We start from the raw sequence: 11789 nt of genomic DNA, 5'->3' as shown, positions 1-11789 counted from the left end.
TCGTGCATTCGTTCACTATTGTTTCGACTTGGCCGCTTCGGCGGACCTTGCAGTTCACAGGGAGGAATGACTCATGGCAGACATCGACTATCGCGAATACGAGAAGATGAGCCCGTTCGAAATCAAGGACGGCCTCATGAAGCTTGCCAAGCGCAGCGCACAGAAATCGACGAATGCTCTGCTCAATGCCGGCCGTGGAAATCCAAACTGGATCGCAACGACCCCGCGCGAGGGGTTCTTCCTCTTCGGCCAGTTCGCCCTGACCGAAAGCCGGCGGACCATGGACAACCCGGCGGCGGGCCTCGGTGGCATGCCCCAGATGAAGGGTATCGCGGCGCGCTTCGACGCGTGGCTGGCAAAACATGCCGAGGACCCGGGCGCCGACTTCCTGTCGAGGATGGTCGAGCACGGCGTCAAGATGTTCGGTTTCGATGCCGACGCCTTCGTTTTCGAACTGACGGACTCGATAATCGGCGACAACTATCCCGTCCCGGACCGGATGCTGGTGCATGCCGAGCAAGTCGCGCATCGCTACCTGATGTGGGCAATGGGCGCAAATGCGCCGATCGGCAAGTTCGATCTCTACGCCGTTGAAGGGGGAACGGCGGCGATGTGCTACATCTTCAAGTCGCTGATCGCCAATCGCATCCTCAAGAAGGGCGACACGATCGCGATGGGCACGCCGATTTTTACCCCCTATATCGAGATTGCGGAACTCGAGGACTATGCGTTCAAGGCCGTCCATGTCAGAGCGACGCAGGAGCACCGCTTCCAGTATTCCGACGAGGAGATCCGCAAGCTCGAGGACCCGAAGATCAAGGCATTCTTCGTCGTCAATCCGGGCAATCCGACGTCGATGGCAATCGATCCGCAGACGATGAAAAAGCTGGTCGATCTGGTCAATACCAAGCGGCCGGACCTCATCCTTCTGACCGATGACGTCTACGGGACGTTCGTGCCGAACTTCCGCTCGCTTATGTGCGAGCTGCCCTACAACACCATCTGCGTCTATTCCTATTCGAAGTATTTCGGCTGCACGGGATGGCGTCTCGGCGTCATCGGCATCAACGAGAAAAACATTCTCGACGATCTCTTGACCAAGCTCCCGGCCAAGGAACTGGAGGCGCTGGACAATCGATACCGCTCGATCACGCTCGAACCGCGCAAGCTCAAGATGATCGATCGCATCGTTGCCGATAGCCGCGACGTCGCGCTCAATCACACCGCGGGGCTCTCGTTACCGCAACAGGTGATGATGACCATGTTCTCGATCAGCGAACTGATGGACACGGACAAGGTTTACCAGAAGGCCTGCATGGCGATCTGCACCGACCGGGTGAACATGCTGCTCGAGGGACTGCCGCTCGACCTGCAGCCGAATGCAAACTTTGCCGGCTACTATGGAACGATCGATTTCGAGTTCTGGCTGCGCAAATATGTCGGCGAGGAGATGGTGGCCTGGCTGAAAGCGAATGTGCATCCGCTCGATCTGGTCTACCGGCTGGCGGAGGATCATTCGATCGTGCTGCTCAATGGCGGCGGCTTCGATGCGCCGAACTGGAGCGTCCGCGTCTCCTTCGCCAATCTTCCAGACGATGTCTACGACGACATCGGCCGCGGGGTCCGTGCAGTCGGGCGCGGTTATGTGGATACGTTCAACGCGCTGAAAGGGAAGTAACACTCCCCTTCCGGCATGCCGGCAGATTTTCCAACAGCGGTTCGCAAATTACTGCGAACCGCTCTCGCTGCGCGAGTCACGGCCTCGGCTCGCTGCGGCGCAAGACGTCCGACGAGGTATCTACCGTCAGAGGTAGATGTTGTTCGTACCAGCAAGCAGTGCGCGATAGTCAAATTCACACGTCAGTGAGAAGGAGTCATTCGATGCTAAGCACATCCACAACGATGCTCGACTACAAGGAACACAAAGGTATCGGACAGAGAGCCGGCGGGATCACATCGCGGCATCGCGGGTTGATCAGACGACTGCTCGTGACGGTCGCCCTTTTGGCGGCCGCCCCCACCTTGGCCCAGAACATGCAGGAGCCTTCCAAGCAATACAGCAAGGAAGAGATGCAACAGGCACTAGAGACCAGGGAACAGTACGACGTTCACGGTCTGCGCTTCGCAATGTCGGAAGCGACATTGCGACCTGGAGCGGAAGGACTTCTTGACGACATCGCTGCGGCGCTCAAGAACTTCCCTGAATGGGGCCTGAGAATTGTCGGCCATACCGATACCAGCGGTAATGAGGAGACCAACCTGCGCCTTTCCGCCGAGCGTGCAGAGGTCATCAAGGCGGCTCTCGTCGAACGCGGAATCGATGCCGCCAGGCTGACGACGGGAGGCGTCGGACAGGCCCAGCCGATTGCCAGCAACGATACGGCCGATGGCCGGGCTCTCAACCGCCGCGTCGAGCTCGTCCGGGTCACCGACTCGGCCGAAGCCAAGAAACTGCTCAAGGCCATGACCGACTACCTGGCGGCTCAGAATGCCCTGTCGTTCGGCTATGATTCCACCTTCCAGGTCGTCACCAACAGTGATCAGAAACTCGGACTGGCAAGCTCGGGGACAGTGACCCTCAGTCGGCCCGACAAGGTACACACGACCCGTTCGGGCGGCTTTGTCGACAGCGAGGCGCTGTTCGATGGAAAGACGCTGACACTCCTGGGCAAGAACCTCAACAAATACACGCAGGTCGAAATACCCGGGACAGTCGATCATCTGATCGACGAGCTGAAGGACAAGTACAACTTGCCTTTGCCGGCCGCCGACCTGTTGATGACCGGTGCATATGACGAATTGATGCAAGGGGTGTATGATTCTAAGGATCTGGGAAGCGGCGTCGTCAATGGCGTGGAGTGCGATTCTCTCGCCTTCCGCAAAGACGATGTCGATTTCCAGATCTGGATCGCGCACGGGGCAGAGCCCTATCCCTGCCGCCTGGTCATAACCTCCGGGCAGGTGAAGGGTGGGCCGGAATACAGCATCCAGATCAGGGATTGGAAATCCGGGGCGGCCGTTGCGCCGGGTGATTTCGACTTCAAGAATGCGTCGAATGCCGAAAAGATCGATGTGAACGACCTCCAGCACAACCTGGGTGAATTGCCAGAGAACTTCAAGGTAGGAGATAAAAAATGACCTTCCGTAAGCGCGCAGCAATGATCTGCCTTGTTTGGGCAGTTCTGTTTGGCATCGGCGAGCTGGCGAAGGATGTGCCAGTTCTCGCGATCCCCACCTTTACCTCTGACGCCGTTGCCGTGGTCGGCCGGCCGTTGACGCCGGTCAGTGTGGCCGGTGCCGCGCGGCGCACGACCCGGCGCTGTGCCGCAGGCGTTTATAACTGCTAGAAGAGCGCGTGGCCGTTCGGCAGGCATGGCCGATTTCGGATAGGAATTCGGACGGTTGATGCTGTTCGGCCCGCACTATCTCGGCTCCAGCACATTCCGACACTTTTGCCGTCAAGGCTGGAGCGGGTCTTCTGCATGCCTCCAATTGCGTGGTGAACCGCTGCGAAGGCGTTGCTCCTAAAACTGCGGTCTATCGCCGGTCAGGCGCGAGTTGCTGCGCCCGACGGCTTGGCATCGCCTGCCGTGACGTCTTCTGCACTTTGTGTAAGTTTGCGCGCTATTTCATAGAATGCATGGACAAGTTTCCCGTTGCTGCGTTCGCGCAGGCAGATGAGCGCTTCGTCCATCAGCATTTCCGGGGCATCGATCTTGATCGGCACGAGACGCGTGTCCTGGCCGAACTCGGCGGATGAGACGAAACCGACGCCGCCGCCGGCAGCGACGATCTCGCGAACCGCCTCGCGGCCCTCGGCCTCGATCAGCGGCGTCAGCGTGACGCCGCATTGTGCGGCCATGGCCTCGAGCTTCTGGCGGGTCTTGGAACCTCGCTCGCGCATGACGAGCGGATGTTTTGCAAGCTCTGCGAAGGTGGCGCTCTGACATGTCGCCAAAGGATAATCGCGGCTTGCGAAGGCGACGATCGGCGTCGAATTGAGCTTCAGAACGTCGAAGTCGCCGGCCTGCGGGACTTCGCCGAGAACGCCGATATCCGCTTCATAGGCGTGCAGGCTGGTGATGACGGTTTCCGTGTTGCCCGCATCGATCGAAACCTGCACGGTCGGGTAGGCCCGCCGGAAGGCGGCCAGGATGTGCAGCAGATGGTGTGCGGCATCCGCGACGATCCGCAGCTTTCCAGCCCTTAATGCGCGCGACTCCGAGAGAAGATCGAGTGCCTGTTGCTCGACGTCGAACATGCGCCGGGTGACTTCGAGAAGCTGCTGGCCCGCCTGGGTCAGCGTCACCTGCTTCTTGTTTCGATTGAAGAGCAGGACGTCATACTCCTCCTCCAACTTGCGAACCTGATCGGAGACGGCGGGCTGCGTCAGGAAGAGCGCCTCTGCTGCCCGCGAGAAGCCGCCGTGGATGGCCACATTGTGAAAGGCACGGAGCTGGACATAGCGCACGGTAACATCCCCACAGATAAATTCTATCTATGGAACCATCAGAACGAACGATTTGATTTATGTAAAGGGGCAAAAGATAATTTCCGGAGTTAACCCTTTCCGGAGCGCGCCTATGAATCTTTCGGCTGTCGCCCTTGAACTTACCGCCGCAACAGTCCTGCTGCTTTATGCCGTCAGCCTCGTCAAGAAGGGCGTCGAAGCTGCCTGCGGCGACGTGGTCACCCGTGCCGTTGGAGGGGCTGGCGGCGGGCCTCGCGCGGCAGCCTACGGCTGTTTGATTGCAATTGCCCTGCAGAGTTCGACGGCGGTTGCGATGCTCGCCGCCAGCTTTGCCGTGAGCGGAGCTCTGAGCCTCGAAGTCGGGCTGGCGGTCCTTCTCGGCGCGGACCTGGGCTCTGCCCTTGTCGTCAAGATCTTGAGTTTTGATTTGCACTGGCTGGCGCCATTGCTGATTGCCGCCGGCGGCCTCCTGCATCTCAAGGCGTGCGCTCGCAAGCCGGTCGAGGCCGGGCGTGCGGTTCTCGGGATCGGCCTGTTGCTCCTGTCGCTGCAGATGATCGGCCATGCGACCCTTCCGCTTGGTCAAAGCCCATTGCTGCCGGCAGCGATCGACATGCTGAGCAAAGACCCTCTCACGGTCATGATCGTGGCTGCGGTCTTCACCTGGGGCCTGCATTCCAGCGTCGCGGCCATCCTTTTGATCCTGACCTTTGCCGCAAAGGGCCTGCTGCCGCTCGATGTCGGCATTCCCCTGATCCTTGGCGTCAACCTTGGTGGTGGGCTGATCGCCCTGTGGCTGACCCGAGGCCTGCCGGTGGAAGGCAGGCGGCTGCCGCTTGGCAATCTCGTCTTTCGCGCGCTGTTCAGTGCCGCAGTCTTTGCGCTGTTTTCCGCGCAGCTCTCTTTTGCGTGGCTGCCTGGCACGACGGTCGCTGCCGAGCTCGTCAATCTGCACGTGCTGTTCAATGCTGCACTGGTGCTCCTGGGTCTCATATCGTGTGGTCTGATGGCGCGCATCGTTCGCGTTCTCACGCCTGACAACGCTGGGGGAAAAGATGCCGGTCTTGCAGCGCATGTCAGTGCGCTCGACCGGTCTCTGATCGAAAAGCCGGCGCAGGCTTTGGCGGCGGCCGCTCGCGAAGTGCTCCATATGGGCAACCTGATCACGCGTTTACTCGAACCGGTCATGGGGGTAATCGCGTCGCCAACGCCCGAGACGGTCGATGCGCTGCGCCGCATCGACGGCGACATCCATCGCGCACATAGCGAGATCAAGCTCTTTATCGCCGCAGTTAATAGAGGTGTGCTGACGGAGGAGCAGTCCCGGCGCGGCATCGAACTCACCGAGGCGGCCATTCATCTGGAATATGCCGGCGACGTGGTGTCGAAGAGCCTGTTGCGCATGGCGGAGGAGCGGCTGGAAGGGGCGGGCGCCTTTTCGCAAGCCGGCTGGCACGAACTGACGGCGCTGCATGACGCAGTGTTTTCGAACGTGAAACTTGCCGCCAATCTGCTGGTCTCGCCCGAACCGGTGATTGCCCGCGAGATGGTGCGCCAGAAGGAACACGTGCGCCGGCTGGTGCAGGAAAGCAGTCAAAGCCACCTTGAGCGGCTGAGGCAGGGAATTGCTGCCAGCATCCAATCCAGCGACATGCATCTGGAGATCGTGCGTGCGCTGAAAGAGCTCAATTCACTGGTCACGACGATGGCCTATCCCCGTCTTCGCGAGACCGGGGATCTGCTCGAAAGCCGCCTCGTTCCGGCGGCATAGATGTATAAGTAAAGCTTATAGATTCATACAAAAGAACGATTTTACATATATATCCGTCCACCGCATTGTCGGTTCCGGAGACGCCAACGTGAGGACGGACAATGCCAAACACCGCTTCTGACAGAACCATCGCACCGCTGGAAACGCCGAGACTGGGCGAGCCCTATCTGCTGACGCCCGGTCCGCTGACGACGGCCTATGAAGTCAAGGAGGCTATGCTTAGGGACTGGGGATCATGGGACGGTGATTTCCGTGCGATGACTGCCGATCTGCGTCGCCAGCTTCTCGATATTGCCGGCGATGCCAAGGGCGAGTTCGATTGCGTTCCGATGCAGGGCAGCGGTTCGTTCTCGGTCGAGGCGATGCTGGGCAGCTTCGTTCCCCGCGACGGCAAGGTGCTGGTGCTGATGAACGGCGCCTATGGCAAGCGCATCGCCCAGACGCTCGCCTATCTCGGCCGCGACCACGTGACGATCGACAAGGGCGATTACATGCCGCCACGCGGACCCGAGGTTGCCGCTGCGCTCGACGCGGATCCGGCCATTACCCACGTGGTCGTCGTCCACTGCGAAACCAGCTCCGGCATCCTCAATCCGCTGAAGGAAATCTCCGAGGTCGTCTATGCCAGAGGCCGCAAGCTGCTGGTCGACTCGATGAGCGCCTTCGGTGCCGTACCGGCCGGCGTTGCCGACTTCCGCTACGAGGCGATCGTTTCCTCAGCCAACAAATGCATCGAAGGCGTGCCTGGCTTCGGCTTCGTCATCGCCCGCAAAAGCGAACTGGAGGCCGCCAAGGGCCGCAGCCACTCGCTCAGCCTCGACGTGCACGCGCAATGGGACTACATGAACAAGACCGGTCAGTGGCGCTACACGCCGCCGACGCATGTCGTCGCTGCATTCCTGGAGGCCCTTCGGCTGCATCGCGAGGAAGGCGGAGTCTCCGCCCGCGGCGCGCGTTATGCCCGCAACCGCGACGTCATGGTCGCCGGCATGCGCGAGGCAGGCTTCGAGACCCTGCTTGCCGACCGGTGGCTGTCGCCGATCATCGTTACCTTCTTCAGCCCTGCCGATCCGGCTTTCGCCTTTGATCGCTTCTACGACCTGATGAAGGAGAAGGGGTTCATCATCTATCCCGGCAAGCTGACGGTCGTCGACAGCTTCCGCGTCGGCTGCATCGGCCGCATGGATGAACATGTGATGCGCCGCGTGGTCGAGGCCGCGCGCGCATCCCTCACCGAAATGGGGGTCGCCAATGCTGCGCCTCCGGCGATCGCCCTTGCCGAACGCAGCCGTCTCGCCGCCTGAATGAACGATAGGATTTTCCCGATGAACCAGATGTCCAAGATCAACGTCGCCGTCACCGCGAACCGGCGCAGCTATCCCTGGCCAAACGTCCCAGCCATCGCCATCTGCCTCGATGGCTGCGAGCCGGCCTATCTCGACGAGGCCATCAACGCCGGGTTGATGCCGACACTTGCCCGCATGCGCCAGACGGGCACGGAGCGCACCGCGCTCAGCGTCATCCCGAGCTTCACCAACCCCAACAACCTCTCCATTGCGACCGGCCGTCCGCCGGCCATTCACGGCATCTGCGGCAACTACCTCTACGAACCGCAGACCGGCAACGAAGTGATGATGAACGATCCCCGCTTCCTGCGCGCGCCGACCATCTTCAAGGCCTTCTACGATGCCGGCGCGAAGGTCGCGGTCGTCACCGCCAAGGACAAGCTCCGTGCGCTTCTCGGTCACGGCCTCAAGTTCGACGAGGGCAGGGCGGTCTGCTTCTCGTCCGAAAAGTCCGACACGTCGACCAAGGCGGAACACGGCATCGATAATGCCTCGGCCTGGCTTGGGCGCCCGGTGCCGGAGGTCTATTCGGCGGAACTTTCGGAATTCGTCTTTGCAGCCGGTGTGAAACTGCTGCAGGAATTCGCTCCGGACGTCATGTACCTGACGACCACGGACTACGTGCAGCACAAATATGCGCCGGGCGTCCCGGCGGCGAACGCCTTCTACGAGATGTTCGACAAGTACCTGACCCAACTCGACGCGCTTGGTGCGGCGATCATCGTGACGGCCGATCACGGCATGAAGCCGAAGCACAAGGCCGATGGTTCTCCCGATGTCATCTACGTGCAGGACGTACTCGACGAGTGGCTCGGAAAGGACGCTGCCCGCGTCATCCTGCCGATCACGGATCCCTACGTCGTGCACCATGGTGCGCTTGGTTCGTTTGCGACCGCCTACCTGCCGGAACGCGCCGACAAGGAAGAGATCATCGAGCGGCTGGCAGCGATCGACGGCATCGACCTCGTGCTTTCGCGGCCCGAAGCCTGCATTCGTTTCGAACTGCCGGATGACCGCATCGGCGATATCGTCATCATCTCGTCGGAGAACAAGACGCTTGGCACCAGCGAGCATCGCCACGATCTTGCTGCGCTGAACGAACCGCTACGCTCGCATGGCGGCCTCACCGAGCAGGAGGTGCCCTTCATCTCGAACCGCAAGTTGCCCGAACTTGTTTCCGCGGCCACGCTGCGCAACTTCGACGCCTTCTACTATGCGCTCGTCGCGGCGGCGCAGCCGGCAAACTAGGGAGCGGACGATGACCAAGGTGGAAACGACATTCGCCATTCGCCATGAGCCGATGCGTATCGCCGGCAGACACGTCGATGCCGAAGGGCTGATCGAGGTGCATTATCCCTGGAACGATGCCGTCATCGGCACCGTTCCAGCCGGCAACGCCGAACATGCTCGCAGGGCCTTCGAGATCGCGGCGGCCTACCAGCCGAAGCTGACACGCTACGAGCGCCAGCGCATCTTGCTAAAGGCGGCCGAAATGCTGGTCGCCCGCAAGGAGGAGATCTCCGATGTCATTACGCTGGAGCTCGGCATATCGAAGCAGGACTCGCTCTACGAGGTCGGCCGCGCCTTCGACGTTTTGACGCTGTCGGGTCAGATGTGCATTCGCGATGACGGCGAGATCTTCTCCTGCGATCTCACCCCGCACGGCAAGGCGCGCAAGATCTTCACGATGCGCGAGCCGCTGACCGCCATCTCGGCGATCACCCCCTTCAACCACCCGCTCAACATGGTGGCGCACAAGGTTGCGCCGGCCATTGCCACCAACAACTGCGTGGTGCTGAAGCCGACGGAGCTGACGCCGATGACGGCGCTCATTTTCGCCGACATTCTCTATGAGGCCGGATTGCCGCCGGAAATGCTGTCGGTGGTGACCGGCTGGCCGGCGGATATCGGGATGGAAATGATGACCAACCCAAACTTCGACCTCATCACCTTTACCGGCAGCGTGCCAGTCGGAAAGCTGATCGCGGCGAACGCCCACTACAAGCGCCAGATCCTCGAACTCGGCGGCAACGACCCGCTGATCATCCTCAATGATCTGTCGGATGACGACCTGGCAAAGGCGGCGGACCTGGCGGTCGCCGGCGCGACGAAGAACTCGGGCCAGCGCTGCACGGCCGTCAAACGTATTCTGTGCCAGGAAAGCGTGGCCGACCGCTTCGTGCCGCTCGTTCTGGAACGGGCCAAGAAGCTGCGCTTCGGTGACCCGATGGATCGGGCAACGGAACTGGGCACGGTCGTCCATGCCCGAGCCGCCGAAACCTTCGAGCGTCGCGTGCACAAGGCTGCCGAAGAGGGAGCGGAGATCCTCTACGATCCCGGCCGCCGCGGCGCCCTGCTGCCGCCGATCGTGGTCGATCGCGTGCCGCATTCGAGCGAACTCGTGATGGAGGAAACCTTCGCGCCGATCATCCCGATCGTGCGGGCACCCGATGATGACGATGCCCTGATTGCGCTGTCCAACTCGACCGCCTTCGGCCTGTCGTCGGGCGTCTGCACCAACGACTTCCGCCGCATGCAGAAATACATCGCCGGTCTCAGGGTCGGTACGGTGAACATCTGGGAAGTGCCCGGTTATCGCATCGAGATGTCTCCTTTCGGCGGCATCAAGGATTCCGGCAATGGCTACAAAGAAGGTGTGATCGAAGCGATGAAGAGCTTCACCAACGTCAAGACGTTTTCCCTGCCCTGGTGATCAGGGCCCTGGTGATCCGGGTGTCCCCTGCCTGACCACCATTTCTGGGAGTTGTCGACCGACAGCTCCCTTTTTCTTGGGGCCTGTTGCGAGCCGCATTGTCTGCATCTGCCGCTCGCTGATGCAGGCGTTCGCTTCTTCATCAATCGGCAGCAGATGCCAGTGAGACGGCAGAAGACCTATAGATTTTACTTTGCTAATGATAAGAATAATAAATTTTACTAATTGAATGCACCCACGCAGAATGGCTCCTGAAGCGTGCAAGACAAGGGCAGCGACAGATTGCCCGCCATGCTTCCCGGATTTTTCCAGGCCTCCAGAGGAGATTTTCAGCATGAACAGACACGTGTTTTTTATGCTTGCCGGCGCCATGTCCGTGGCTCTTCCCGTCATTGCTTCCGCCCAGACCGAGCTCACCGTTTACACCGCTGTCGAAGCTGTCGACCTTGATCGCTACAAGGCAACCTTCGAGAAGGCGCATCCCGATATCACAATCAACTGGGTCCGGGATTCAACCGGCGTCATGACGGCAAAACTGCTCGCCGAAAAGGACAACCCGCAGGCGGACGTCGTCTGGGGACTTGCTGCCACATCGCTGCTTCTCCTGAAGACTGAGGGCATGCTGGAGGCGTATCAGCCCAAGGGCGTCGAGGCGCTCGACAAGAAGTTCGTCGACGGTGACACACCGCCGAGCTGGGTGGGAATGGACGCCTATGTTGCGGCCCTCTGCTACAACACGGTCGAGGGCGCAAAGCTCGGGCTGAAGGCCCCTGCAAGCTGGGATGACCTGACGAAGCCTGAGTACAAGGGCCACATCGTCATGCCGAACCCGAGCTCGTCGGGCACCGGCTTCCTCGACGTCTCCGGCTGGATGCAGATGTGGGGTGAGGAGAAGGCCTGGTCCTTCATGGACAAGCTTCATGAGAATATCTCGGCCTACACGCATTCCGGCTCGAAGCCCTGCAAGATGGCCGGTGCTGGCGAGGCTGTCATCGGCGTTTCCTTCGAGTTCCCCGGCGCCAAGGCCAAGAGCGCCGGCGCGCCGATCGACATCATCTTCCCGAGCGAGGGCTCGGGCTGGGAAGCCGAGGCGACGGCGATCATTGCCGGCACGGCAAACCTTGAAGCCGCCAAGACCCTCGTCGACTGGTCGGTCACCAAGGAAGCCAACGAAATGTACAATGCCGGCTATGCCGTGGTCGCCTATCCGGGTGTCGCCAAGCCGGTCGAGCATCTGCCCACCGACATCGCTTCAAAGATGATCGACAACGACTTCGAGTGGGCCGCGAACAATCGCGCCTCCATTCTGAAGGAATGGCAGAAGCGCTACGACGCAAAGTCGGAACCGAAGAGCTGATCGGCCCAGGCGGAGCGCATGCGCGCTCCGCCTGTCGCATTCTCTCCTTGGGTCGCATTCGATTTAAGGATGAAAACATGCAGCAATTCAAAGTGCTACAGTGACCTTAGTGCGTCCCTTATGACGCGCGG

Annotated in this window: 10 protein-coding genes; 8 read left to right on the top strand and 2 right to left on the bottom strand. The window is 60.6% G+C overall.

Translation table 11 applies throughout. From position 1 onward, the window contains the following. The first annotated feature begins 73 nt into the window (after positions 1–73). The 3 genes from ASD52_RS25810 (at position 74) to ASD52_RS25800 (ending at position 3347) form a co-directional block, all read left to right on the top strand. Complete coding sequence (locus tag ASD52_RS25810) at positions 74–1678, top strand: bifunctional aspartate transaminase/aspartate 4-decarboxylase (protein WP_025430161.1); 1605 nt, start codon at positions 74–76, stop codon at positions 1676–1678. Positions 1679–1989: 311 nt separating this feature from the next. Next, the gene (locus ASD52_RS25805; protein ID WP_309141657.1) at positions 1990–3138 is read left to right on the top strand and encodes a DUF2092 domain-containing protein; all 1149 of its coding nucleotides are present in this window, start codon (positions 1990–1992) and stop codon (positions 3136–3138) included. Then, positions 3135–3347: a hypothetical protein gene (locus tag ASD52_RS25800; RefSeq protein WP_025430159.1), complete on the top strand. Its 213-nt coding sequence runs from the start codon at positions 3135–3137 to the stop codon at positions 3345–3347. The genes ASD52_RS25805 and ASD52_RS25800 overlap by 4 nt, the downstream gene beginning before the upstream one ends. Before the next feature lie 200 nt (positions 3348–3547). On the opposite strand, the gene ASD52_RS25795 is transcribed toward ASD52_RS25800, so the two are convergent. Continuing rightward, positions 3548–4471: a LysR substrate-binding domain-containing protein gene (locus ASD52_RS25795; protein WP_025430158.1), complete on the bottom strand. Its 924-nt coding sequence runs from the start codon at positions 4469–4471 to the stop codon at positions 3548–3550. 112 nt (positions 4472–4583) lie between these two features. On the opposite strand from ASD52_RS25795, the gene ASD52_RS25790 reads away from it, so the two are divergent. The 4 genes from ASD52_RS25790 (at position 4584) to phnY (ending at position 10301) form a co-directional block, all read left to right on the top strand. Next, positions 4584–6242 carry a Na/Pi cotransporter family protein gene (locus ASD52_RS25790; protein WP_057225818.1) on the top strand — a complete coding sequence of 553 codons (1659 nt, stop codon included), beginning with the start codon at positions 4584–4586 and terminating at the stop codon, positions 6240–6242. Positions 6243–6343: 101 nt separating this feature from the next. Next, the gene (locus ASD52_RS25785) at positions 6344–7546 is read left to right on the top strand and encodes a 2-aminoethylphosphonate--pyruvate transaminase (RefSeq protein ID WP_057217082.1); all 1203 of its coding nucleotides are present in this window, start codon (positions 6344–6346) and stop codon (positions 7544–7546) included. 21 nt (positions 7547–7567) lie between these two features. Beyond that, the gene (gene phnA, locus ASD52_RS25780; RefSeq protein ID WP_057226318.1) at positions 7568–8836 is read left to right on the top strand and encodes a phosphonoacetate hydrolase; all 1269 of its coding nucleotides are present in this window, start codon (positions 7568–7570) and stop codon (positions 8834–8836) included. Positions 8837–8846: 10 nt separating this feature from the next. Then, a complete protein-coding gene (gene phnY, locus ASD52_RS25775) occupies positions 8847–10301 on the top strand; it encodes a phosphonoacetaldehyde dehydrogenase (protein ID WP_057220022.1) in 1455 nt (484 codons plus the stop codon). Here the strand turns inward: phnY and ASD52_RS25770 are convergent, their stop codons facing one another. Beyond that, positions 10302–10637 (bottom strand): hypothetical protein, encoded by a 336-nt coding sequence (locus ASD52_RS25770; protein ID WP_057225816.1) that lies wholly within the window; start codon positions 10635–10637, stop codon positions 10302–10304. A 19-nt stretch (positions 10638–10656) separates the two neighbouring features. On the opposite strand from ASD52_RS25770, the gene ASD52_RS25765 reads away from it, so the two are divergent. After that, a complete protein-coding gene (locus ASD52_RS25765) occupies positions 10657–11658 on the top strand; it encodes a putative 2-aminoethylphosphonate ABC transporter substrate-binding protein (RefSeq protein ID WP_225906241.1) in 1002 nt (333 codons plus the stop codon). The last annotated feature ends 131 nt before the right edge of the window (positions 11659–11789 follow it).

The sequence above is a fragment of the Ensifer sp. Root142 genome, assembly GCF_001426785.1.
Taxonomy (GTDB): domain Bacteria; phylum Pseudomonadota; class Alphaproteobacteria; order Rhizobiales; family Rhizobiaceae; genus Ensifer; species Ensifer canadensis.
The sequence above is the reverse complement of the archived record's forward strand: the minus strand, read 5'-3'. Positions and strand labels throughout refer to the sequence as shown.

What these genes read in the sequence shown, in the direction of transcription:
- ASD52_RS25810 (WP_025430161.1), top strand. Translation starts at nt 74, where the DNA reads ATGGCAGACATCGACTATCGCGAATACGAGAAGATGAGCCCGTTCGAA.
- ASD52_RS25800 (WP_025430159.1), top strand. Translation starts at nt 3,135, where the DNA reads ATGACCTTCCGTAAGCGCGCAGCAATGATCTGCCTTGTTTGGGCAGTT.
- ASD52_RS25790 (WP_057225818.1), top strand. Translation starts at nt 4,584, where the DNA reads ATGAATCTTTCGGCTGTCGCCCTTGAACTTACCGCCGCAACAGTCCTG.
- ASD52_RS25785 (WP_057217082.1), top strand. Translation starts at nt 6,344, where the DNA reads ATGCCAAACACCGCTTCTGACAGAACCATCGCACCGCTGGAAACGCCG.
- phnA (WP_057226318.1), top strand. Translation starts at nt 7,568, where the DNA reads ATGAACCAGATGTCCAAGATCAACGTCGCCGTCACCGCGAACCGGCGC.
- phnY (WP_057220022.1), top strand. Translation starts at nt 8,847, where the DNA reads ATGACCAAGGTGGAAACGACATTCGCCATTCGCCATGAGCCGATGCGT.
- ASD52_RS25770 (WP_057225816.1), bottom strand. Translation starts at nt 10,637, where the DNA reads ATGCTGAAAATCTCCTCTGGAGGCCTGGAAAAATCCGGGAAGCATGGC.
- ASD52_RS25765 (WP_225906241.1), top strand. Translation starts at nt 10,657, where the DNA reads ATGCTTGCCGGCGCCATGTCCGTGGCTCTTCCCGTCATTGCTTCCGCC.